The organism is Radiobacillus deserti (genome assembly GCF_007301515.1).
Classification (GTDB): domain Bacteria; phylum Bacillota; class Bacilli; order Bacillales; family Amphibacillaceae; genus Radiobacillus; species Radiobacillus deserti.
Map to the genome: position 1 here is coordinate 3,204,633 of NZ_CP041666.1, position 22,079 is coordinate 3,226,711.

The following is a 22,079-nucleotide window of genomic DNA, read 5'->3' on the forward strand; positions in this document are numbered from 1 at the left end:
CGTTCCATAATGATAAGAAAAAACGAAGTGCTTCAAACCCTTTTCCAATAATTCAGCTATAAAATAAGGTGATCGCCTATGTATAAATGGATAAAAAAACAACTTCATACTATTAAAAGTAAGCCACTTCGCATCGCTGTTATCGTTTCTATTCTGTCCATGTTTTGTGCGGTTGTCTTTGTTGTGGCCATATTTACGTATGCATACAGCTTGGGACCACCGCCCCTTACGAGTCAACAAAACACCGTCTACTACGGGGCGAACCAGAACGTAATCGGAGAAGAACGAGGACTCCAAAGTCGCTATTGGGTAGATTTAGAGGATATTTCTAAGCATGTAGTAAAGGCCACCGTTGCAATAGAAGATCAAAATTTTTACAATCATGGTGGTTTTGACTTTAAACGAATTGCATCTGCTCTCTTTCATGATATAAAAGCAATGGCCATGGTGCAGGGTGCAAGTACGATTACGCAGCAATACGCACGTAATCTCTTTCTGTCCCACGAGAAAACATGGACCCGAAAAATTAAAGAAGCCTTCTATACATTACGTTTAGAAATGTTTTATACAAAAAACGAGATATTAGAAGGCTATTTAAACACGATTTATTACGGCCATGGAGCCTATGGTATCGAAGCAGCTAGTCGTTATTTTTTTGACAAATCAGCAAAAAACTTGGATTTAGCAGAAGCAGCGACTTTGGCGGGTATCCCAAAGGGTCCATCCTATTATTCCCCATTTCATGATCAAGAACGTGCAAAAAAGAGACAGGAACTTATCCTTAAAACGATGCAGCAGCAAGGAAAAATCACGAAACATGAACAGTTTTTAGCAAGTAGCGAGAAACTCACTTTTACAAACGCAAAGGATAGGGAAACAAAATCTATCGCACCTTATTTTCAGGATGCCGTCTTAAAGAAGCTAGCGAACATCCTACATGAGGACATAGAATCGATTCGTTCGGGAGGCTATCAAGTATACACGACATTGCATACGGACCATCAAAAAAAGCTGGAGGAATCCATACAAGAAACGATGGATCCAGAAAGTGACCTACAGGTAGGTGCCATGTCTGTTGAACCAGAATCCGGTGCCATTACAGCGATGGTTGGAGGAAGAAGCTATGAAGAAAGCCCTTATAATAGAGCAACCATGGCGGAACGAATGCCTGGTTCTTCCTTTAAACCTTTTTTATACTATGAAGCGTTAGAGAACGGCTATACAGCTACCACTTCCTTATTAAGTAAGCCAACGACGTTCGAGCTAGCGAACGGAAAAGTATATGCTCCTAGTAACTATAATGGATATTATGCATACAAACCGATTACTCTAGCACAGGCCATTGCATTATCTGATAACATTTATGCGGTTAAAACGAATGTCGCACTAGGCCCAAAAAACCTAGTGAGAACAGCTAGAAAATTCGGTATTAAGAAAAAGCTTCCAGCCGTCCCTTCCTTAGCTTTAGGAACAGCCGTTGTTAGTGTCGAGGACATGGTGGGCGGTTATAGCATGATCGCAAATGGCGGTAAAAGGGTAGAGCCTTATTTAATAGAAAAAGTAACCGATTCAAAAGGGAATATTCTGTTTGAACATGATCAATCGGATAATGAACAAGTATTAGATGAGAAAAAAACGTTCATTCTAAGTCAGTTAATGACCGGCATGTTCGACGAATCATTGAATGGGTATATGCGGGTAACTGGTGCCTCCATTGCTGATGAGCTTTCCCACAAATTCGCAGGCAAATCAGGAACAACTAATACAGATAGCTGGATGGTCGGGTTTAGTCCAAAGCTCGTGACGGGGGTTTGGACAGGCTATGATCAAAATCAGCAAATGAATAAAGTAGATGAGCATCAATACGCGAAGGACATTTGGGCATCGTTCATGAACAAAGCACATGAGGGAGAAAAAGACGTCCGATTTGAACAGCCCAAAGGTGTCGTAGGTGTGTATGTAGACCCAGTCACAGGGGAAAAAGCAACTCCATACTGTGCTGAGCGAAGGATGATGTATTTCGAAAAAGGAACGGAACCAACCACCTTCTGTTCGTTACACTATCCACATGCTCAAGAGAAAGAGGAGGACACTCCTAAGGAACAAGAAAAGAAAAAAAGCGGTTGGAAAAAGTGGTTGGATTGGTTACCATTTGGACAATAAATGATGTAGAATAAGAAAAAGGCCGGATGAGCTCCGGCCTTTTTCTTTGTCCTAGTAAATACATGACGAACCATGTGCTTTAATTTTACAAAGTTCATAAGGAAACCACAACATTTTAAGAAAACGTTCACTTTTCGTTCACATTTTAGACATTACTTTGCGAATGCCTGTTTCAGCTCATCCGAAGAGTTTTCCCAAAGCTCCGGATTAAACTCTTTTAAAAAGTTTCCTAGTAATTGTCTAGAGTGCTTATCCATATGATCGACAATCACTTTCCCTTTTAATGATTTATCCATATGATTCACATGCTCTGGCATAGATTTATAAGCGCGTTTGATCGAACGATCCACAACAATCTCACTTGCAGCTACTCCATAGTAATAGCCGCCTTGCTGCCCCTTCTCAACTGTTACCCAAGCAATCCAATATAACTTCCCATTTGGTACTACAGATCTATCTGGTAAGAACTTGACTCTTCTCTCTACATCACTTCTTGCATGCATCGCTCCCATATCAACATATGCTTTGTCCTCGTTCGGATCTACAATGACAGAGGACATATTCTCAAGGGTAATTGCTCCAATCCCATATCCACCATGACCATCGGTCGAATCATTTTTCATAATGGTAAAGGAATTTGACTTTTTCTTGTTAGAAGATTGGTCAGAACTCATCATTGGCCTCCTTCGTCATCTCATTTGTCCTTATTGTAGCATCTTCTATTTTTGATTTCATCTTCTAGAAAAAGCAGGGAAAACTAAATAAGAAATCGATTATGATATCGAAACTAAAATAAAGGAGTGTCTCTATTGCCATACGTAACCGTTAAAATGCTTGAGGGACGTACTGACGAGCAAAAAAAGAACCTAGTAGAAAAAGTAACAGATGCTGTTGTGGAAACGACTGGTGCAAACAAAGAAAAAGTAGTTGTCTTTATTGAGGAAATGAGTAAGAACGACTACGGCGTTGCTGGTAAACGTTTAGTTGATTAATTTCCCACTTTATGCATTCATAATCCTCTAGAGTAGTATGTTTATGAGTACTCTAGAGGTATTTTGATTAATACGGAGAGGACTAGCTTGTTCCACGTTAGACCTTATCTCCTAAAACATTACTTCACACCGAGCAAATTTCTTTGCACAAATAGTAATAGACTTATTACAAACAGGTAATAAGGAGTTCACATAATGAAAAGAATCACTTCGTCTATTTGGGAGCCGCAAAAAAAGACGAGCGTTTTGTGTCCAAGTATATGCGATTTGGCTATTGGTTCATGGCTGTTATCTATTTCATCATTATGTGGCTATCTATCGTTCATGTCTTTCCTCTCTCCAAAAGCAATTCCAGGATTTATCCTAGCTGCAATCTTTTATCCGGTTATCTTCCAATTTATTCAAAGTCAAAAAAGGCAATCCAATGACACTGCAGTCCAAGAGATTCGCCTAATAATATTTTCATAGAAAAATACGGTTCTTTGACCGCAGTCAAAATATAGGCTGGCTTTTTCTTCAAAATAGACCATCCATTTATCTGGAGACACTAGGTCTGCCAATACGTATCTTTTAAAAGCCTGAGGAACTCCTAGTATCCCTTTTCCGTCAAAAGCACAGGAGCATTACGAACTAGTGTTATTTCAGCTACCGCCAACTGTAAAACCATTTCCCATCATTCATGATGGCGCATACTTTTTACCTAGTATGGATTGGTTGTACTCTTGAAGGAACAAGCCTCTCTTCTAGAGCTGATCAATGTTCACTATCAGACTAAAAAACATAGGATTAGTTATACTGAGGAAAGAGGAGGGTTTAATATGAGAATTAACATTAAGACAAGATTTCTGCGCATTATTCTTATGGTCACCATTTATACAGTATGGCTCCTAACCATGAAGGAACCGGTTTGGAAATCAAGACCAGGTATTTTTTATTTCACCTCGATTATGGCTGTTATTTACATTGCTTTCCAAATCGGATTAATTTGGAAAGCAAAAAGAGAAAACCACACATCTTCGTAGAACCGGTATGATGAAGGGCTAGATTTTTGTATAATGAAGGGAGAAATTACGTAGTAAAGGTGTCTTGGTTATGAAACGATTTCGGTTTATAGGTGGAAGAATCGGAAAAACTGGCCTCGCCGTCTTTCTCACTTCATTTATTTGTATGAGTCTAGGCTGGCCTCCTGTTTTTGCTGTCATTACTGCCATTGTTACTATTGAACCAACAGTGTCTGACTCTATAAGAAAAGGAATTATTCGTTTTCCAGCTTCTGCGATTGGATCTGCTTATGCTGTACTCTTTATTTATTTGTTTAAAGATTCTCCTATCACTTATACGGCTGCTGCAGTATTAACGATTATAACTTGCTTTAAATTAAAGCTTCGCGATGGGTTACTCGTGGCTACCTTGACCTCGGTTGCAATGGTCGAAGTCATTCATAGTCACTTTTTTATCTCTTTTCTGATACGGTTGGGTACGACATCGATTGGACTTGTTGTGTCTACGCTGGTAAACTTTCTAGTTTTACCTCCAAACTATACGAATAAAATCCATTCCAATATTAAAGAGTTAGTTTCAGAGACCGCTTCCGCAATAGAATGTGTCGTAGAAGAGTTGATCTTGAAAAAAAACGATTTAGATGCGAGAAAAAGAAGCTCATTTGCAAAGGTACGGGAAAAGCTCCATAAAACGGAATTGTTATCCAAATTTCAACAGGAAGAAAGTAAATATCATCCACTTGATAAAGGTGGAAAAGACTTATTTGAAGCAGAGCTTAAACAGCTTTCCACCTTACGGCTCATCCATTATCATTTAGGCAATCTCATGAACACACCATTACCTGGTGGAAGATGGTCAGAAACAGAGTTAAACACCATACGCAATGCCGTAAAAGCTTTAACAGAGGAGCTTAAACAACCAACAAACTTTCAAATTAGAGAACACCGAAATCAAATAAAACAAGTCATGAAGCAATTTTGGAAAGCAAGTGAACAAGGAGGCTCGGACTCATTAGAGGAAGACACGTATTTTTCATCCGAAATCATTATTTTATATGAGCTATTATCGATTTTTTCATTAACAGAGAGTCTATTAAAGGAATGGGAAGTCTAGTATAGGAAAACAGCCTGCATAATTTTGTTTGCAGGCTGTTTATCTTTAATGAGTTACTAGTTTACTCATCTCTTCAATGAATGACCAAGCTTCCTTAAAGTCATCCTCAGTAAAGTTCTGTTTTCGTTTCACTACCTGTACCTTCTCTTCTACTTCCTCTTTTGATAGATGGTCAAAATATAGAATAGTAGATACAAGTTCTAGAAATCTAGAACTTTTTTCTTTCATTTGTGTCACCATATTTTCCAAAGGTGGTAGCTCTATATTGAATTGCTCCAAAAAGGATTGACCTTGCTCGGTCACTTTATAACGATATTGATAATAATTGCTTTTTTTCTCTTTCGTTTCCGAAAGAAATCCGAGGTTACAAAGCTCTTCAATACGTAATGTTAATTCTTCAGAATACGGTCCGTAAAAGTGAAACTCATACTTCTCTTCAAATGGAATCTGATTTTTTTTGAGAATATAAATCATTTTTTGCAGTTTTTTACGCCCTACTAATTCGTCCGATACAGAAAAAAACTGGATTAACTTTGCGTGATTTTCAAGCACGATAAACCCTCTCCTTATCCAAACAGTATTTCAAAAATCCGTGTCTTCCCCTGATGATCATCTGAAATTTTATCTAACAAATCTAATGGAAAATAAAGCTTATGATCTGTTCTTTTTTTACCAGAAATGGATTCAACGATATCCGATTGACGAGATAACTCCTTCAGTTCGTTGTTTTTTGGCAACAACAAATGAATCGGGAGGCGTTCCTCTTCCTCTCCTGGTCGATAAAAGTCATACGGTAAGTCAGACGAGGAATCCACAACTAAATAATAATCGGGATCTATCTCTACTTCTTTAAACAAAGAAAAAAGCTCCATCCATTCGTTCATTTGCAAATTAGGGTTAAACTCGATGTATTTAAATAGGCGACGGTTCATAAACCGATCACATAAATCCTTTAAAATGTTGTCATTCTCTCGCTGCCACATATGGAAGTAATAGAGTGCAATGGATTCATCTAGCTCTATGTACTCTTCCAGCTCCACTTCTCCTGAAAAGAAAGAGAGGAAATGGGTTGGCTCTAAAGCAAACTGATAGCCTTCCTCATATAAGTGCTTGGCACGATGCAATATTTTCGATAGTATAACTTCCGCACTACGCGTAACAGGGTGAAAGTACACCTGCCAATACATTTGATAGCGACTCATAATGTAGTCTTCTACCGCATGCATACCAGTCTCTTTGATTACAACTTGATCTTCCATTGGCCTCATCACTCTAAGAATACGTTCCATATCAAAATGACCGTAGCTTACGCCAGTGAAATATGCGTCCCTCTGTAAATAATCCATACGATCTGCATCTATTTGACTGGAAATGAGACTTACAACAAGCTTGTCCTCATATGTTTTGTTGATAACATCAGCCACTTGTTGAGGGAAATCTGGCTCCACACGCTTTAAAATGGCATTCACTTCTGTTTTGCCAAGAATAATTTTCCTTGTAAAATCTTCATGGTCTAATCTAAACACCTTTTCAAAGGAATGAGAAAAGGGACCGTGGCCTAGATCATGAAGTAGCGCCGCACAAAGACATAAAATTCTTTCCGCTGGATTCCAATTCGGTCGTCCTTCAAAATTTTGAATAATGCGTCGTACAATCTCATATACACCTAGTGAATGATTGAAACGGCTATGCTCTGCCCCATGAAAGGTAAGGTGCGTTGTACCTAACTGTTTAATTCGTCTTAGTCTTTGAAACTCTTTTGCACCTATCAGATCCCAAATAACACGATCCTTCACATGAATATAGCGATGAACGGGGTCTTTAAACACTTTTTCTTCATGTAATTGTTCCGTTTTATAAGACATGCGCTTTTCCTCTCTATTACCTAGTATGTAATCAAGTCGACAAATTCGGCTAACCGACAGCTTTATTAGACAATTTAGTTTCTATTATATAATACTTCCCATTATACCTAAATGGATTTCTCAGAAAAAGTAGGACTTTGCTATAATAATATGGAGAATGAAAAACAACCCTATCGTATAGCGTAATAGATTCTATCTATATCTGGAGCAAAAGGAGATATACACCATGACCGATTGGAAAACTTTTTTTAACGCTTCTGCGTTTCGACTCATAGATCAAAGTGCATTAAATCCGAATTTTAAAGCACTTCACTCTTTTGCAGTGGATGATGCGTTAGCAATCTCTATCAGTAATCAAACATCCCATCCTGCTGCACGTTTATGGGTCCATGATCAAACAATTGTACTAGGAATACCGGATGCCCGCTTACCTTATGTAAAGGAAGCAACGGATTGGTTAAGAAGCAAGGAATATGATGTAGTGGTGCGTAATTCAGGAGGCCTAGCAGTTGTATTAGATCGTGGAGTACTAAATGTATCGTTATTAATACCTGATGCTAAGGCTGTCAGTATCCACGATGGCTATGAAGCGATGGTTTCCTTTATCCAAGCGATGTTCCAAGACCTCACTACAAATATAGAAGCATTTGAAGTGGTCGGGTCCTATTGTCCCGGTGACTATGACCTTAGTATTGGCGGGAAAAAGTTCGCAGGCATTTCGCAACGGAGAGTCAAGAACGGGACTGCTGTTCAAATATATTTGTGTGTGGAAGGAGACGGAAAAGCACGCGCTGAACTAATCCGACAGTTTTATGCAATTGGTTTACAAGGGGAAAAAGGAAAATTCTCGTACCCAGATGTTGATCCTGACACGATGGCATCTTTGCAACAATTACTTCAGAAGTCTGTTACAGTAGGGGAAGTCAAGAGACGACTCATTCAAACACTAGACCAACTACAAGTACCGATTGAGTCTGACAAATTACGAACAGATGAAATGGAATCGTACAAGCAGCGATTAGAGCAAATGAAGGATCGCAATAGAAAAATATTCGATTGGTTTCGAGATGAAGATTATGAAGGGGGATAATATGAGCGATTTTTAATAAAACGCTCATATCTAGCCTTTAAGCGCCGATATAATTTTAAACGCTGATATATCGAAAAAATCGCTGTTATCCTGATTTTTTCGCTGAAATCAGAAAAAAATCGCTGATAAATATAAGGGCCAACTATTTTGAAAAAGACGTGGTCTCTACCTTGAATTCATTCAACACATCCCAGTCTATTTCATATCCAATCCCATATCCGTTCGGAACTTGGATGAAGCCATTATTCATCATAACCTCCGGTTTCACGATATCCTGCTCCCAGTAACGAGTGGATGCAGATATGTCCCCTGGCAGCTTGAATTGTGGCAGACTTGCTAATGCGATATTATGGGCACGCCCTACCCCCGACTCAAGCATTCCTCCACACCAGACAGCAAGATTGTGTTGCCTGCATAAATCGTGTATTCGGATTGCCTCTGTAATACCCCCGACTCTTCCTATTTTTATATTCATGATTTGACAGCTGCCAAGAGCAATAGCCGTTTTTGCATCTGTATAGGACGTGATGCCTTCATCTAAGCATATCGGAGTACTAAGCTCTTTTTGTAAGGTTGCGTGATCCACTAAGTCATGCTGGCCTAAGGGTTGTTCCATCATCAAAAGGTTATACGAATCAAATTGTCTTAAATGCTCAACATCCTCCAATGTGTATGCTGAATTCGCATCCACCATAATAGGAAGGGTCGGGAAAACACTTCTTACCTCTTTTAGCATGTCAACATCCCAACCAGGCTTCACCTTTAACTTTACTCGTTTGTACCCAGCAGCTACGTTTTTTTCGATAACGCTGATTAGCTTTTCTATCGTTGGCTGTATGCCAATACTAACACCGACCTCTACCCGTTCTCTCGTCCCACCTAACATTTCTGCTAAAGACGTTCGGTTTTGCTTCGCATAAACATCCCATACCGCACCTTCTAATGCCGCTTTTGCCATATTATTTTTTTGTACAGATCCAAAAATTCGCGTAAGCTCCCCAGGGTGATTCCAATCTGACCCAAGCAGTAATGGAATCAAAAACTCTTCTAACATATATTTTGTCGTCTCCGTGGTTTCTTCTGTGTACCAAGGTGCAGTAAATGCAACGGATTCCCCATAGCCTTTGATTCCATTTTGATCCACTACCTCAACGATAAAAAAATCTTTATTATCCACCGACCCAAAGCTCGTTTCGAATGGATATTTCAAAGCCATATGTAAACGATGTAGATGTACCTCTTTAATAAAATGATGCACGTTGCATTCCTCCTGTCCCCCCCATTATAAAGGAAGCAATGAAAAAACGAGCAATTATAAATAGTGCCTATACCCCGCTCCGGAAATATACGACGCTTTCCGCGGGCGGCTGGTGGGCCTCCTCGTGCTGACGCACGGTGGGGTCTCACCGATGCCTTTTCCCCGCAGGAGTCTACGTATATTTCCGGAGCTAGTATAGGCTGTTGTTCGGCTTTTCGGCTTATATTTTTCGTTATGTCCCAGCCTCTTCTCCTCTACTATAAAGATTGTGCTGCTGTAATCAAGGCAAGCTTATATACATCCTCTTCATTACAGCCTCTTGATAAATCATTAACAGGACTATTCAACCCTTGAAGAATTGGTCCAACTGCATCAAAACTCCCTAAACGTTGCGCAATCTTGTATCCAATATTTCCTGCCTCTAGGCTAGGGAAAATGAATACATTAGCGTCCCCTTTCAATACAGAATCAGGCGCCTTCTTTTCTGCAACAGAAGGAACAAATGCTGCATCAAATTGAAATTCTCCATCTAGAACTAGGGTAGGGTTTTGTTCTTTTGCAATGGAAACCGCTTGAGAAACTCGCTCTGTTTCTTCTGATTTAGCCGAGCCTTTCGTAGAAAAGCTTAGCATTGCCACTTTCGGATCAATGTCAAACATCGCTGCTGTGTCTGCACTAGCCAATGCAATCTCCGCTAAGTCTTGACTATCTGGTGCGATGTTGATGGCACAGTCTGCAAATACGTATTTTTCCTCTTCACGAGCCATGATGAACACACCAGACGTCTTTTTAATACCTGCTTTTGTCTTAATAATTTGCAAAGCTGGTCTTACGGTGTCTGCCGTGGAATGTGTCGCTCCACTTACTAGTCCATCCGCTTCCTTCATATACACAAGCATCGTCCCAAAGTAATTTACATTTAAAAGAATCTCTTTCGCTTGTTCTTCTGTAGCCTTGCCTTTTCTTCTTTCCACAAAGCTAGCTACCATTTGATCAAAATTGGCATATTGCTGAGGGTCTACAATTTGCACCGAAGTGATGTCTATTCCAAAATCAGTTGCTTTCTGTACCACTTTATCTTCTTCACCAATTAATACAGGTTCTACAATTCCCTCCTTTTTCAAGGAGCTTACCGCACGAAGAACTCTTTCATCCAATGCCTCCGGAAACACGATTTTCTTGGTGTTTCCTTCCAATTTTGTTTTTAAATTATCAAATAAATCTGACATAACTAACCCTCCAAAATTCGTTTCTGTATTATATACTACGCTTTTTTTTAATATAACAAAAGTAAATAATTTGTGAAATTTTGAACATTTATTGACTATTTCATGACTCTTTTATATAAGCATTTAATGAAAACCTGTTATATACCTTGATACATAAGCAATTGTTTGATTTTACACGATATTTTTTGGAAAGACTGACTTAATGATTATCATTCCCTAATTATGTTATATTAAAAACAAGATAACAGAGAAGGAGAGATACTACATGGCAGAAGCAGTCGAAACCATGGATGGTTGGTATTGTTTACACGATTTACGTACAATAGATTGGTCTTCTTGGAAGCTTGCTTCCGATGAAGAACGTCAATCCGCATTAAAGGAATTTGAGGAGCTTCTTACAGATTGGGAAGCTACTGAAAAAAATCGAGGTGGCAGTCATGCCGTTTATACGATTGTTGGACAAAAAGCAGATTTAATCTCTATGGTCCTTCGTCCAACCATGAAGGAGCTTCAAGAAATTGAAACTACATTTAATAAGAGCAAGCTTGCGGAGTACACAAAACCAGTATATTCTTATGTTTCTATCGTCGAGCTTTCTAAATACATGACAAAAGAGGGAGAAAACCCAGAAGAAAATCCGGAGGTACAAGCACGCTTGAAGCCTGTTTTACCGAAATGGAATCATATTTGCTTCTATCCAATGGACAAGCGTCGTCAAGGTGACGATAACTGGTATATGCTTCCAATGAAGGACCGCCAGAAACTTATGTATGAGCATGGTAGGACAGGTCGAAAATATGCTGGTAAAATCCGTCAAATTATTACAGGGTCGATGGGACTTGATGATTGGGAATGGAGCGTTACCTTGTTTGCCCATGATGCCTTAGATATTAAACGACTTGTTTATGAAATGAGATTTGATGAGGTAACTGCTCGATACGGGGAGTTTGGTCCTTTCTATGTAGGAAATATCTTGAAAAAAGACGAAATCGAAACGTATTTTTCTATATAATTTAGAATCACAAGCCACAGTCTGTACAGACTGTGGCTTTTTTTCTCTAATTTTGCAGATAAACAAGTTGTCCTTCTTTTATTCTACACATATCCCTATGAAGTCTTGCATAGGTATGGTGGTAGAGGATTGCGAGAGGAACTTATTTTTCTCAATCGTCTTTCTTCAAGCGAGGTGACATCATGGCTGTTGTTGGACATACGGAAGAGGATGTTAAGTTATTAGCTCGTTTAATGAGAGCTGAAGCTGAAGGCGATGGAAAACTAGGAATGCTAATGGTAGGGAATACAGGCGTGAATCGTGTTCGATCAGATTGTCTAGACTTTACGAAATTGACCTCTATAAGAGACATGGTTTTCCAAAGTCCAGGTGGGTTTGAAGCGACACAAAAAGGTTATTTTTATCAGCGGGCAAGAGACCAGGATATAAAGCTAGCTCGGCAAGTAATAAATGGTAGGAAGTATCATCCCGCTAGTTATTCTTTATGGTTTTTCAAACCTTCTGGGTCCTGTCCTGCACAGTGGTTTAACCAATGGAATTCAGGTCGCCATAAGTCCCATTGTTTTTATTCACCACTACAATCAGTCTGTCCAAATGTGTATTCCTAATAAAAAATGTTCTAATCTTGATTTTCACGACTACGAATAAGTATAGGAAAACTTATGTTTTCCCACCTCATAAACTAACAAATTCGAAAGGGGAATGTTTGAATGAGTAAAGAAGAAAACCGAAATGTGCCACCACAGTACTATCAAACACCACCACAAGCTACTGGATATGGTTATACACCTACACCACCTACACCAACACCAGCACAAGCACAAGCACCAGCTCCACAAGCACAAGCCGTACCTACACAACCTTATTATCCAACAGGAACACCTGCTTATGGTCCAGTACCAGGAGTGCAAGTTCCTCCAGCAGGACCGGCAGCATCTGTACCAGGAATGTTGCCAATTGAAGAATCCTACATCGAAAACATCCTGCGATTAAACAAAGGAAAATTAGCAGTTGTTTACGCATCTTTTGATAATAATTCCAAGGTGTTTACTGGCATTATTGAAGCAGCAGGGCGAGACCACCTTATACTTAGTGATCCCGAAACAGAAAACCGTTTCCTGATCCCAATGATTTATTTAGACTATGTCACATTCGACGAAGAAATCAACTACGAATATCCGTATGGTGCAGCTCCCGGCAATCAATTGCTTGCTTATCCTCCAAGATAATCGTTTGTTCACTTCACGGAAAAAAAGCCCTTGCCGCGATTCCGCGACAAGGGCTTTCTATTTCTATAAGGAGGAATAAGTATGAAAGATCCATATAAGAAATTTACTAGTCTTCAGCTATTTATGACCGTACTTTCCATCATCTTTGGTGGTTTCGCTATTGTGAAGGGGGATTACTCCCTTATGCTTTTAGCCTTATTAACCTTGGCTTTTAGCTTTGTATTTGAAGGAATCATTGAATGGAAGAAACAGCGTGGTCCCCATTTTCTTTTACAAATGGTACGTGCCTGTATCATCATCCTAGTTTCTATCTATCTTTATTTTAAAATAATTTAGTGATTGCAAGTCCAAGGATTACCCAGCCAATTAAGAATGCCAAGCCACCAACTGGCGTAATCATAGCCAACATCTTGATTCCAGTGGTGGAATAAATGTAAAGACTTCCTGAAAACAAAAGAATCCCAATAAAGAACATCCAACCAGCTGCTGTTAAGCTAGAAACTTGAGATTTCATCATCAAAATACCAGTCACGAATAATGCCATTGTATGAAACATTTGGTACGTGACTGCTTTTTCCCATGTTTTAATCATTTTCTCAGAGAGCTTCCCCTCTAATCCATGTGCTCCAAATGCCCCCAATGCCACAGCTAAAAATCCATTAAGGACACCTAATAAGAAAATTAGTTTCATTCCTCACTCACCCTTTATTAAAAATCAAAAATAGAATCTCCATTTGCGTCCTCATCTTTTAGTCGTTCTCCATTTGACAGCTGAACCTTTTCGGTTTGAGATGGTGCAGGCATAGGTGGAATCGGTTCTCCTTCGGTCCATGTCTGTTGGTCGTCCAGTATTAAATCTGCCATCAATTTTACAGCACGAACATGTTCTCTTAACTTACCAGAATGATTTTTAGATTGAAGGGCCTTTTGTATTTCTGCTTCCATTTTTCGCAATACGGACTCATCTTGTATCGGCAATTGAATTTCCTCCTTCTACATCCTAGCTTAGTATAACATAAGTAGTCTTCCTTAAAGACATAATAAAACTCACGAACAAAGGGAGCATTCGCGAGTTCTTTCAAAATCAATATTATGTACTGTTTTCATGGATAGCGGTAGCAAATAGGGCAAATCGAATCACAGGTATTACAAAACTAATCCTCAATTCAACAATGATTGTAGGTGGATTGTTCTTCTTTATAATTTTCATACATCCACTTAATAAATTCCAATTCGTTATCCTGGAGCTCACGACTTAGTTGCTGTTTAAATTCTTCTAAAAATGTTGAAAAATTCATCACTGCATAATTCCCCCTAAACACGAATGTAAACGCTTACACCACTATATCCCAATAAATTTTTAGACTCTATCTCTACTCTTATTCAACTATAATAATTTCGATTATTCAACAAAAATCTGAAAAAAATGTGAAATTCCTGCAAAATACCTGTGTTATTTGTCCTATTTTCTTTTTTAGAATAGAGTTGAAGTGGTAAAACGATTGTCTTCCCTTTACGTTTACCTTTATAAAATACGCTAGATGTACAATTACCCGATATTTTTTCTTCTTAAACCTTTTTTGAAAAAATTTATAACTTTTCAAAAAAAGAACACGGATGACCCGCGTTCTTTTTTTACTTCTGTTCAAACAATTCTCTTCTATGGTTCTGTTCAGCTCTTTTTTTCCATCGTTCCGCCCACATGTCACGAAGATTCGTAGCTTTCCCTTCAACAACCGGTTGAAACATTGCGGTTACCCATTTACTGCTCAAAAGCCAGACTATGGCGATAGAGATTACGAAAAGCCCAAGAATATCCATGACATGGTTCACAGCAAACCAGTTTGCTTCTCTGAAAAATTGAATGAAAAAACCATGCAACAAATAGACATAGATCGTTGTAACACCAAACTTAGTAAATACGTAGCGCTTACTCGGTATCCACGCAAGCACACTAAAGGACATGAAGGCCGCAACACCGTAAACACCTATTCTAGCAACTCCCCCAATATTTTCAGCGTCTAATGTAGAATAAGACTTGGACCCTAGCAGCCAATCGGTTGAAAAATCTGGTGTTACATAAATGATGGTTGCTACTACTATGAAGAGCATGGCGGCTGCAATCTTGGCTTGCTTCTTCCTTAACAAATGTAGATGCTTTTCACTCATATAGTATCCGATTAGAAAGAACGGGAAAAACACAAATGTTCTAGAAATACTGAAATAATGGCCAAAGAAATCGATATACCCTATTCCAATCCCTACTGCGACCGCTAAAGGAATGGCTACCCTTGCATCTAATCGTTTATAAGCAATCAATAAAATATGCCAAGAAAACAAGCTAATTAAGAACCATAGCGCCCAGTGTGGGTAAAAAAGAGGTTCTACCCAGTTATCTCTCCCAATGGAGTAGTAATAAAGGCTGTAAATCATTTGAAATAATAAATAAGGTACGATTAATTTTTTCCCAAGCTTTTTCACATAACCAGGCTTACTTGAGCCACTTGCAAAATATCCTGATAACATGATAAACAATGGCATGTGAAACGTATAAATCCACTGATACAATACGTGGACTGTCGTTGAATCAGAAGTAAAAGGCTGAATTACATGACCAAAGACGACCAGCGTAATCAGAAGTACCTTCGCATTGTCTAAGTACGCATTACGTTGCATAAGCTTCTCAGTCCTTTTCTTAAAGTCATAAAATACCTTGTTATCTCTGTCATATTCATTCGATTCCTACCTATCCTTTTATTGCGGTTGTTACCAGTTTGTTAATAGATTTAAAACCATTTGAAATGTTTGTAACGTGGTATTGAGTGAATCGGACGAGTCCCCCATTCATGATATTCATCGCCACCATGCTTTATCCTTAGCAAAGAAAAAAAGGTCTTTCTAACTAAATAGAAAGACCTTTTCCACTATGCTTGTTTTCTTGTTTTTTTCGTTGTAGTTGTGGTTTTCTTCCTTCCTGCCGGCTTCTTCGGAGAAGTTGGCTTCGTCTTTTTCGCTCGGTCTAAAGAAGCTTCTAATGCGTCCATTAAGCTCGTCACATTGTTAGGCACTTGTTTGTCCTTAGCAGTCGCGGTTTGATTATTATTTTTCTTTTCTTCGATGAGCTCTATTAACGCTGTTCGGTAATCATCTTTGTATTTTTCCGGATCAAATTCGGTAGTCAATTGATCAATTAGCATTTTAGCGGTTGCTAATTCCTTCTCCACCGCTTCGGATTCTGCAGGAACATTCGGTACATCTGCAACACTACGAACTTCATCTGGATAGTGGATCGTTTCCACCACTAATGTGTTTTCATAAACCCGAATGACAGCTAATTGTTCTTTTGAACGAATCATCATTTTTGCGACACCAATTTTCCCTGTATCCTTTAAAGCAGTTCTTAATAACGTATAAGCTTTTCCTCCACCTTCGTTCGGAGAAAGATAATAACTCTTTTCAAAGTAAATGGGATCAATTTCTTCTAACTTGACAAAATCAACAATTTCCACCGCTTTATCTGTTTGTTCTTTACGGAGGTTTTCTAATTCCTCCTCGTCTAACATGACAAACTTATTTTTGGCATACTCGTACGCCTTCACAATCTCCTCTTGTTTGACTTCCCGGTCGCAAACTGGACATACCTTTTCGTACTTAATTGGGGATTGGCACTCTTTATGAAGCTGTCGTAACTTAATATCCTTATCTTCTGTTGCTGCATGAAGCTTTACTGGGATATTGACAAGTCCAAAACTAATCGTTCCTTTCCACATTGTGTGCATATATCCACTCTCCTTTTTGGCTTAGTTTGGCTAAATAATGTCTACATTATGACTAAGAATCTTTACAACCTGACACACTAGTGGAAAAAGGAGAGGATGAAGGATATGATGCAGCCAATACCAAGCACGGATATCCCTCAAGGAAAAGAATGGGGGTATGAAGTAAAATATGATGGATTTCGAGCATCCTTACACATTGATGTCAGCTCCATCCAATTGGTCAGTCGAAATCAAGTGAATTTATCTGCAAATTTTCCTGAAATTATCTCCTATGTAGAGGAGAATTTGGAAAAATACTTACCATTCCTACCTATTGAATTAGATGGAGAAATCGCCATTTTAAATACGAAGCTTCAATCGAATTTCTACTTGCTACAGCAGCGTGGAAGACTTAAAGCTAAGGCGAAAATCGCAGACGCAGCTAAGGAGCGCCCTGCCCATTTCCTAGCTTTTGACATCCTGCGGTGGAAGGGAAAAACACTGCTAAACGAAGCCTTTTCACAACGAAAACAAAAACTGGAAGTCTTTTTTCAATCTATTCTACCCACTCCCACCGTCTTGTGGGGGGAACGAATCGGTTATGTAAATACGTTCTCAGACCCTTCACACCTATGGTTTTTAGTGACAGAAGAAAAGGGCGAGGGAATCGTAGCAAAACGGCTAACCAGTACGTACATAGAAGGGAAAAGCCACAGGGATTGGTTTAAGATAAAGAACTGGCGGACAATTCGAGGATTTATCACAGGTTATGATCAAAAAAATGGTTACTTTACCTTATCCGTATATAAAAACGATGTCATTCATCCGTTAGGTAAATTTAAGCATGGCATACCTGACACAGAGTTAGCTACATTAAAACAGTTCGTGTCCAAAAACGGAACAAAAAAAGGAGACAGATGGCACTTAGCTCCGGCTATTTGTTGTGAAGTTCACTGTTTAGGCGTTAAGGATGATGATCTTCGCGAACCAGAATTCCACCAGTTTCGGCTTGATATAACGCCAGAGGAGTGCACCCTACAAACGATAGCGGAAAACCTAGCCATGTTTCCAGAGGATCTTGATTTAACAAAAAAGGATAAGATGTTTTGGCCAACACCTCAGTTTTCAAAATTAGACTTACTCCTTTATTTACGAGACATTGCACCTTATATGCTCCCCTTTTTAAAAAATAAAGTATTAACATTAATTCGCTGTCCAGATGGTGTAGAAGGGGAATTTTTTTATCAAAAGCACTTACCTTCCTATGCGCCAGACCGATTGGCTGGACCGAAGACAGAGGATGGTATTTTACAGGTATGTAGAGATGTAGAAGGCCTATTATATCTTGGGAATCATGGTGCAATGGAATACCATGTTCCGTTTCAAAAAATCGGGGACGATTATCCGGACGAAATTGTGTTTGACTTAGACCCACCCTCGGTAGAGGAATTTTCTATTGCTGTTTTTGCAGCCCAGCTTATCAAAGAGCTGTTAGACCACCTCCACTTAATTGCTTTTGTTAAAACGTCAGGAAATAAAGGGCTACAAATTTATATCCCGATTCCAGAAAAAAGCCTGTCCTATGAAGAAACGGCACAATTTACGATGGCATTAGCGCTGTTATTAGAAAACAAATACCCAGATTTATTCACAACTGAACGATTAAAGAAAAATCGGAAGAATCGTTTATATATCGATTATATTCAACACGGGAAAGACAAAACCTTAGTTTCTCCCTATTCCCCAAGAAAAACCGAAAATGGAACGGTCTCTACTCCACTGTTTTGGGATGAGGTGACAGAAGCACTTCAACCAAGCCAATTCACTATTCAGAATGTTGTAGAACGTGTTAAAGAAAAAGGGTGTCCGTTTATTACCTATCATCAAGCAAGAGGTAAACAGAACCTAAAACTACTCCGCGAATTCACCACTACGAGCATGAAACCATAGGAATTAAATGTTAAGCAACAATGAGAAAAACCCGATCTACCTCGAATTTTCTTTAATCAATTCGACAGTAGCTCGGGTTTCAAATTCGTTTTCCTCATTGGAATTTAGAAAGAAATAGCCCAGCTACCTTTTCTAAAAATAGCTTCTCATTTTCCGTCCTTCGTTACTCCATCAATATCTAAGGAAGCAGAACCCATCATGAAGTCTTCATGTACAATACTGTCATTGACACCGTGTTGGTCCATTTCTTCCTTCGAAAAGTTTGGCCCGTTTTCAATATTCGTTGGATACGCCTTTCCTAACGCAAGGTGACAAGACGCGTTCTCATCAAATAGCGTATTGAAAAAGATAATGTTGGATTGAGAAATCGGGGACTCATTCGGAACAAGTGCCACTTCTCCTAATCTTTTCGCACCTTCATCCGATTCTAAAAGTGTTTTTAAGGTTTCTTCCCCTTCTTCTGCGGAATATTCTACAACGATTCCATCTTTAAAGGTAAGCTTAAAGTTTTCAATTAAATTCCCACCGTAATTAAGCGGTTTTGTGCTAGATACTGTCCCATTCACTCCATATTTATGGGGCATTGTAAATACTTCTTCTGTCGGCATGTTCGGATTAAATTCTATCCCTTTTACTGATTTTGTAGATCCACCATGCCAAATATGCCCTTCAGGTAGATCAATGGTTAAATCTGTACCTTCTGCTTTATAAATTAATTGTGTATATTGTTTTTCATTTAAATAGTTACGTGCTTTCTCTAATGTAGAATTATGCTCTTTCCATGCTTGAATCGGATCGTCTACGTCCACACGGGAAATACTAAAAATGTTATCCCATAGTGTTTCAACTGCTTCTTCCTCCGAAAGTTCTGGGAATACTTTGTGAGCCCATGAAGCTGTTGGATAGCCTACAATCGACCAGCAAACTTTATCGTTCATAATATAATCACGATATTCACTTAGCGCAACTCCAGAAGCTTTATTTGTAGCCGCAATTCTGGCCGAATCAATCCCTTTTAGTAAGTCAGGGTTTTGGCCATAAATCGTTAAAAGTCCATATCCATCCTTTACCATTTCAACTAATGCATCTTTTCTCCACTCAGGAAACGTTTCTAACACTTCCATTGGAGCATGCTTCATTTTTAAATATGTAAGATCTTCGTCACTCCACTCCAAGTGTACGTTTTTTGCACCGGCTGCATAGGCTTCCTTTGCAACTAAACGAACAAACTCCGCTGATTCCACTGGAGCATTAATGATTAAGCCTTGTCCTTCTTGAAGATTGACACCTGTTTTAATTGCTAATTTTGCATATTTCTGAAGTAATTCCTGTTTTGCCATTATAGTCGCCTCCTACTTCTTATTATTTCATAATCGAGATAAAATGAATAGTAGGATGAATCCCTACTACCTTGAACTTCTACTCCGTTTTATCCCTAATTAACGATGCTAACATTCGCCTCTAACTCAAGCTCTACATTCCCTTTTATAGCTCGTGAAATCATACAAGATTCCTCTGCAAGCTTCGTTAATTTTTTGAGCTTTTCTAGCTCTGCACTCGTTGCTTCTGATGCCAATTGAACGGTAGGTCTGTGAATAATTTTCTTGTACGTAAACACGCCATTTGTTACATCCACTTGTCCTTCCGATTTCAAATCCATAAAATGAAGAGGAAGCTTTGCACGTTCAATCATTGCGGCAAGCGTAATAATATAGCAAGTTGCGGCAGCACCCAATAGCATTTCATCTGGATTCGTCCCTTCTCCAGGCCCATCCATTTCTGGCGGAATAGATATGGTGGTCTTTAGATTGCCAGCAGCTATTCTTCCTACACTGTTTCGTCCACCTGGCCAATCCGCTTGTAAGTGAAAATGATGTAATGTCATTTATAAGACTTCCCTTCTTTTTCGTTCTTTACGTTTCTCAACTCGTACCGTTCTTAAGCACGATTTTACATAAGATCCTTTCGCTTCTCAAACATTTCACAATAATCTTGTGTTGTCATATAGCCACCCGTTCTCTAATACGATAAACTAGAAGAGAATAAAGAAAAGGGTGGGATGAACAATAGGGTACACATTACCGAAAGTAAAAGAGATTCTTGAGTTAAAAAGGCACAGACAAAAGAAAGGTTTGCGTTATTATCTTCAAGAGTATCATTTTCAGTATGTACATAATCGTTACCCTAGGAAACAGAACATTCTACGACTAACCTCAACGACTCAACATCACAGCATCAACTGCAAAACGAAACGAATCGTCTATGAATCTTCAGATTAAAAAATGAACCTAGATACTCGTATCTAGGTTCATTTTTATTAATGTGCTTGTTCTCTTTCTCGCTCTACCTCTAATTCCTCTTCTTGGTCCGCCTCTTCTATTTTAGAGGATAAGAACCATCCCGCTATTGCGATAGCCACCAGTACACCATAGAATATTAGCTTCCAGGCTGTCGAATGAGCAAAGTCATGCGGTAGGATGTGTAGGGACTCATGTGCTAGCACACTAACAACAAGCTTTACCCCAACCCAACCAACGATAACAAACGCAGCTACCTCTAAACCTGGTCTAGAATGAAGTAGTTTCACAAAAACATTTGCAGCAAAACGCATGATAATTAACCCGATCATGCCACCTGCCAACACAACAGCAAATTGAGCACCATCTAGACTACCTATGCTTGCAAAATCCGTTTCCGGAAGCGTAACAGCTAATGCTACGGCAGCTAAGATAGAATCCACCGCAAAAGCTAAGTCCGCTAATTCTACTTTAAACACGGTAGCCCAGAAGCCACCTCCCGTTTTTTCTTTTACCTTACTATCGTCTTCTGTTCGTCCTTTTTTCCAATAGCTATAAAGATTCTTAAATGAGATAAATAGTAAGTATGCAGCACCAAGCGCTTGAACTTGCCAAACATCTACTAAAAATGAAATAACAAATAAAGAACCAAATCTTAATACAAACGCACCTAGCAGTCCGTAGAATAATGCTTTCTTCCTTTGCTCCTCTGGTAAGTGCTTCACCATAATCGCAAGTACCAATGCATTATCCGCTGCTAGCAACCCTTCAAGTGCAACTAACACGATAAGTACCCAGCCATATTCAAGCAATAACTGTAATTCCAATCCAACCACTCCTTTAAATAGAAAATGACCTCCACCAGTTACGGTAAAGGCCATCAAAAAAGACCCTTACCCAGTGGGTAAAGGTCTCGCTAACAACGTCCGTTGCCAATTAAGCCGGAGAAACAAATCTCGAAATGACGACTTAAATTGTACAGCTACTCCCCTTTAGGAATATCACTTATTTCTAATATATTCATAGAAACATGAATAGTCAAGTAATTCACATTCATTCCTTTACCATTTTGGTTCACGTTAAGACCATTCCCGTCCACTCCCTTGTTTAAACCTAAAATT

The 22,079-nt window shown here is 39.0% G+C and carries 24 protein-coding genes; 11 read left to right on the forward strand and 13 right to left on the reverse strand.

Annotation, left to right across the window (positions count from 1 at the left end; all coding sequences use genetic code 11):
• Window positions 1–78 precede the first annotated feature (78 nt).
• Window positions 79–2,163 (forward strand): transglycosylase domain-containing protein, encoded by a 2,085-nt coding sequence (locus tag FN924_RS16845; RefSeq protein WP_143896486.1) that lies wholly within the window; start codon window positions 79–81, stop codon window positions 2,161–2,163.
• Window positions 2,164–2,315: 152 nt separating this feature from the next.
• Here the strand turns inward: FN924_RS16845 and FN924_RS16850 are convergent, their stop codons facing one another.
• Window positions 2,316–2,837 (reverse strand): YwhD family protein, encoded by a 522-nt coding sequence (locus tag FN924_RS16850; RefSeq protein ID WP_143896488.1) that lies wholly within the window; start codon window positions 2,835–2,837, stop codon window positions 2,316–2,318.
• 135 nt (window positions 2,838–2,972) lie between these two features.
• Here FN924_RS16850 and FN924_RS16855 point away from each other — a divergent pair, with 135 nt between their 5' ends.
• From FN924_RS16855 to FN924_RS16870, 4 genes are all read left to right on the forward strand, one after another.
• On the forward strand, window positions 2,973–3,155 hold the full coding sequence (locus FN924_RS16855; RefSeq protein ID WP_143896489.1) for a 2-hydroxymuconate tautomerase: 183 nt from the start codon (window positions 2,973–2,975) through the stop codon (window positions 3,153–3,155).
• A gap of 195 nt (window positions 3,156–3,350) precedes the next feature.
• Entirely contained in the window at window positions 3,351–3,623 is a 273-nt protein-coding gene (locus FN924_RS16860; RefSeq protein ID WP_143896491.1) for a hypothetical protein, read from the forward strand.
• 350 nt (window positions 3,624–3,973) lie between these two features.
• The gene (locus FN924_RS16865; protein ID WP_143896493.1) at window positions 3,974–4,177 is read left to right on the forward strand and encodes a hypothetical protein; all 204 of its coding nucleotides are present in this window, start codon (window positions 3,974–3,976) and stop codon (window positions 4,175–4,177) included.
• Between the two features lie 70 nt (window positions 4,178–4,247).
• Window positions 4,248–5,270, forward strand: a complete 1,023-nt coding sequence (locus FN924_RS16870; protein ID WP_143896496.1) for an FUSC family protein — start codon at window positions 4,248–4,250, stop codon at window positions 5,268–5,270.
• Between the two features lie 45 nt (window positions 5,271–5,315).
• On the opposite strand, the gene FN924_RS16875 is transcribed toward FN924_RS16870, so the two are convergent.
• Window positions 5,316–5,822, reverse strand: coding sequence for a YwgA family protein (locus FN924_RS16875; RefSeq protein ID WP_143896498.1), 507 nt, complete (start codon window positions 5,820–5,822; stop codon window positions 5,316–5,318).
• 14 nt (window positions 5,823–5,836) lie between these two features.
• Complete coding sequence (locus tag FN924_RS16880; protein WP_143896500.1) at window positions 5,837–7,135, reverse strand: HD domain-containing protein; 1,299 nt, start codon at window positions 7,133–7,135, stop codon at window positions 5,837–5,839.
• A 226-nt stretch (window positions 7,136–7,361) separates the two neighbouring features.
• Here FN924_RS16880 and FN924_RS16885 point away from each other — a divergent pair, with 226 nt between their 5' ends.
• Entirely contained in the window at window positions 7,362–8,225 is an 864-nt protein-coding gene (locus FN924_RS16885) for a lipoate--protein ligase family protein (protein WP_143896502.1), read from the forward strand.
• 142 nt (window positions 8,226–8,367) lie between these two features.
• Here the strand turns inward: FN924_RS16885 and menC are convergent, their stop codons facing one another.
• Together menC and pta are read right to left on the reverse strand one after the other, a co-directional pair.
• Window positions 8,368–9,441 carry an o-succinylbenzoate synthase gene (gene menC, locus FN924_RS16890; protein ID WP_143897270.1) on the reverse strand — a complete coding sequence of 358 codons (1,074 nt, stop codon included), beginning with the start codon at window positions 9,439–9,441 and terminating at the stop codon, window positions 8,368–8,370.
• A gap of 299 nt (window positions 9,442–9,740) precedes the next feature.
• The gene (pta, locus tag FN924_RS16895) at window positions 9,741–10,712 is read right to left on the reverse strand and encodes a phosphate acetyltransferase (protein ID WP_143896504.1); all 972 of its coding nucleotides are present in this window, start codon (window positions 10,710–10,712) and stop codon (window positions 9,741–9,743) included.
• 265 nt (window positions 10,713–10,977) lie between these two features.
• On the opposite strand from pta, the gene hemQ reads away from it, so the two are divergent.
• From hemQ to FN924_RS16915, 4 genes are all read left to right on the forward strand, one after another.
• A complete protein-coding gene (gene hemQ / locus FN924_RS16900; RefSeq protein ID WP_143896506.1) occupies window positions 10,978–11,724 on the forward strand; it encodes a hydrogen peroxide-dependent heme synthase in 747 nt (248 codons plus the stop codon).
• Between the two features lie 182 nt (window positions 11,725–11,906).
• Complete coding sequence (locus tag FN924_RS16905; RefSeq protein WP_143896508.1) at window positions 11,907–12,332, forward strand: cell wall hydrolase; 426 nt, start codon at window positions 11,907–11,909, stop codon at window positions 12,330–12,332.
• Between the two features lie 102 nt (window positions 12,333–12,434).
• The gene (gerQ, locus tag FN924_RS16910; RefSeq protein WP_143896509.1) at window positions 12,435–12,953 is read left to right on the forward strand and encodes a spore coat protein GerQ; all 519 of its coding nucleotides are present in this window, start codon (window positions 12,435–12,437) and stop codon (window positions 12,951–12,953) included.
• Between the two features lie 81 nt (window positions 12,954–13,034).
• Window positions 13,035–13,289, forward strand: coding sequence for a hypothetical protein (locus tag FN924_RS16915; RefSeq protein ID WP_143896511.1), 255 nt, complete (start codon window positions 13,035–13,037; stop codon window positions 13,287–13,289).
• Here FN924_RS16915 and FN924_RS16920 read toward each other — a convergent pair.
• From FN924_RS16920 to ku, 5 genes are all read right to left on the reverse strand, one after another.
• On the reverse strand, window positions 13,276–13,644 hold the full coding sequence (locus FN924_RS16920) for a DUF423 domain-containing protein (protein WP_143896513.1): 369 nt from the start codon (window positions 13,642–13,644) through the stop codon (window positions 13,276–13,278). The two genes, FN924_RS16915 and FN924_RS16920, sit on opposite strands and share 14 nt — an antisense overlap.
• A gap of 17 nt (window positions 13,645–13,661) precedes the next feature.
• Window positions 13,662–13,931 (reverse strand): YwdI family protein, encoded by a 270-nt coding sequence (locus tag FN924_RS16925; RefSeq protein WP_143896515.1) that lies wholly within the window; start codon window positions 13,929–13,931, stop codon window positions 13,662–13,664.
• Window positions 13,932–14,119: 188 nt separating this feature from the next.
• Window positions 14,120–14,254, reverse strand: coding sequence for a hypothetical protein (locus FN924_RS19630; protein WP_267129001.1), 135 nt, complete (start codon window positions 14,252–14,254; stop codon window positions 14,120–14,122).
• 334 nt (window positions 14,255–14,588) lie between these two features.
• On the reverse strand, window positions 14,589–15,629 hold the full coding sequence (locus FN924_RS16930) for an acyltransferase family protein (RefSeq protein WP_143896517.1): 1,041 nt from the start codon (window positions 15,627–15,629) through the stop codon (window positions 14,589–14,591).
• 248 nt (window positions 15,630–15,877) lie between these two features.
• A complete protein-coding gene (gene ku, locus FN924_RS16935; RefSeq protein ID WP_143896519.1) occupies window positions 15,878–16,732 on the reverse strand; it encodes a non-homologous end joining protein Ku in 855 nt (284 codons plus the stop codon).
• Window positions 16,733–16,837: 105 nt separating this feature from the next.
• Here ku and FN924_RS16940 point away from each other — a divergent pair, with 105 nt between their 5' ends.
• Window positions 16,838–18,661, forward strand: coding sequence for a DNA ligase D (locus FN924_RS16940; RefSeq protein WP_323368628.1), 1,824 nt, complete (start codon window positions 16,838–16,840; stop codon window positions 18,659–18,661).
• A 146-nt stretch (window positions 18,662–18,807) separates the two neighbouring features.
• On the opposite strand, the gene FN924_RS16945 is transcribed toward FN924_RS16940, so the two are convergent.
• The 3 genes from FN924_RS16945 to FN924_RS16955 form a co-directional block, all read right to left on the reverse strand.
• The gene (locus FN924_RS16945) at window positions 18,808–20,001 is read right to left on the reverse strand and encodes an aminopeptidase (RefSeq protein ID WP_194709668.1); all 1,194 of its coding nucleotides are present in this window, start codon (window positions 19,999–20,001) and stop codon (window positions 18,808–18,810) included.
• Between the two features lie 95 nt (window positions 20,002–20,096).
• Window positions 20,097–20,546: an OsmC family protein gene (locus tag FN924_RS16950; protein ID WP_143896523.1), complete on the reverse strand. Its 450-nt coding sequence runs from the start codon at window positions 20,544–20,546 to the stop codon at window positions 20,097–20,099.
• A 432-nt stretch (window positions 20,547–20,978) separates the two neighbouring features.
• The gene (locus FN924_RS16955) at window positions 20,979–21,785 is read right to left on the reverse strand and encodes a TerC family protein (RefSeq protein ID WP_143897272.1); all 807 of its coding nucleotides are present in this window, start codon (window positions 21,783–21,785) and stop codon (window positions 20,979–20,981) included.
• Between the last annotated feature and the right edge of the window lie 294 nt (window positions 21,786–22,079).

What these genes read in the sequence shown, in the direction of transcription:
- FN924_RS16845 (WP_143896486.1), top strand. Translation starts at nt 79, where the DNA reads ATGTATAAATGGATAAAAAAACAACTTCATACTATTAAAAGTAAGCCA.
- FN924_RS16850 (WP_143896488.1), bottom strand. Translation starts at nt 2,837, where the DNA reads ATGAGTTCTGACCAATCTTCTAACAAGAAAAAGTCAAATTCCTTTACC.
- FN924_RS16860 (WP_143896491.1), top strand. Translation starts at nt 3,351, where the DNA reads ATGAAAAGAATCACTTCGTCTATTTGGGAGCCGCAAAAAAAGACGAGC.
- FN924_RS16865 (WP_143896493.1), top strand. Translation starts at nt 3,974, where the DNA reads ATGAGAATTAACATTAAGACAAGATTTCTGCGCATTATTCTTATGGTC.
- FN924_RS16870 (WP_143896496.1), top strand. Translation starts at nt 4,248, where the DNA reads ATGAAACGATTTCGGTTTATAGGTGGAAGAATCGGAAAAACTGGCCTC.
- FN924_RS16880 (WP_143896500.1), bottom strand. Translation starts at nt 7,135, where the DNA reads ATGTCTTATAAAACGGAACAATTACATGAAGAAAAAGTGTTTAAAGAC.
- FN924_RS16885 (WP_143896502.1), top strand. Translation starts at nt 7,362, where the DNA reads ATGACCGATTGGAAAACTTTTTTTAACGCTTCTGCGTTTCGACTCATA.
- menC (WP_143897270.1), bottom strand. Translation starts at nt 9,441, where the DNA reads ATGGCTTTGAAATATCCATTCGAAACGAGCTTTGGGTCGGTGGATAAT.
- pta (WP_143896504.1), bottom strand. Translation starts at nt 10,712, where the DNA reads ATGTCAGATTTATTTGATAATTTAAAAACAAAATTGGAAGGAAACACC.
- hemQ (WP_143896506.1), top strand. Translation starts at nt 10,978, where the DNA reads ATGGCAGAAGCAGTCGAAACCATGGATGGTTGGTATTGTTTACACGAT.
- FN924_RS16905 (WP_143896508.1), top strand. Translation starts at nt 11,907, where the DNA reads ATGGCTGTTGTTGGACATACGGAAGAGGATGTTAAGTTATTAGCTCGT.
- gerQ (WP_143896509.1), top strand. Translation starts at nt 12,435, where the DNA reads ATGAGTAAAGAAGAAAACCGAAATGTGCCACCACAGTACTATCAAACA.
- FN924_RS16915 (WP_143896511.1), top strand. Translation starts at nt 13,035, where the DNA reads ATGAAAGATCCATATAAGAAATTTACTAGTCTTCAGCTATTTATGACC.
- FN924_RS16920 (WP_143896513.1), bottom strand. Translation starts at nt 13,644, where the DNA reads ATGAAACTAATTTTCTTATTAGGTGTCCTTAATGGATTTTTAGCTGTG.
- FN924_RS16930 (WP_143896517.1), bottom strand. Translation starts at nt 15,629, where the DNA reads ATGCAACGTAATGCGTACTTAGACAATGCGAAGGTACTTCTGATTACG.
- ku (WP_143896519.1), bottom strand. Translation starts at nt 16,732, where the DNA reads ATGCACACAATGTGGAAAGGAACGATTAGTTTTGGACTTGTCAATATC.
- FN924_RS16940 (WP_323368628.1), top strand. Translation starts at nt 16,838, where the DNA reads ATGATGCAGCCAATACCAAGCACGGATATCCCTCAAGGAAAAGAATGG.
- FN924_RS16945 (WP_194709668.1), bottom strand. Translation starts at nt 20,001, where the DNA reads ATGGCAAAACAGGAATTACTTCAGAAATATGCAAAATTAGCAATTAAA.
- FN924_RS16950 (WP_143896523.1), bottom strand. Translation starts at nt 20,546, where the DNA reads ATGACATTACATCATTTTCACTTACAAGCGGATTGGCCAGGTGGACGA.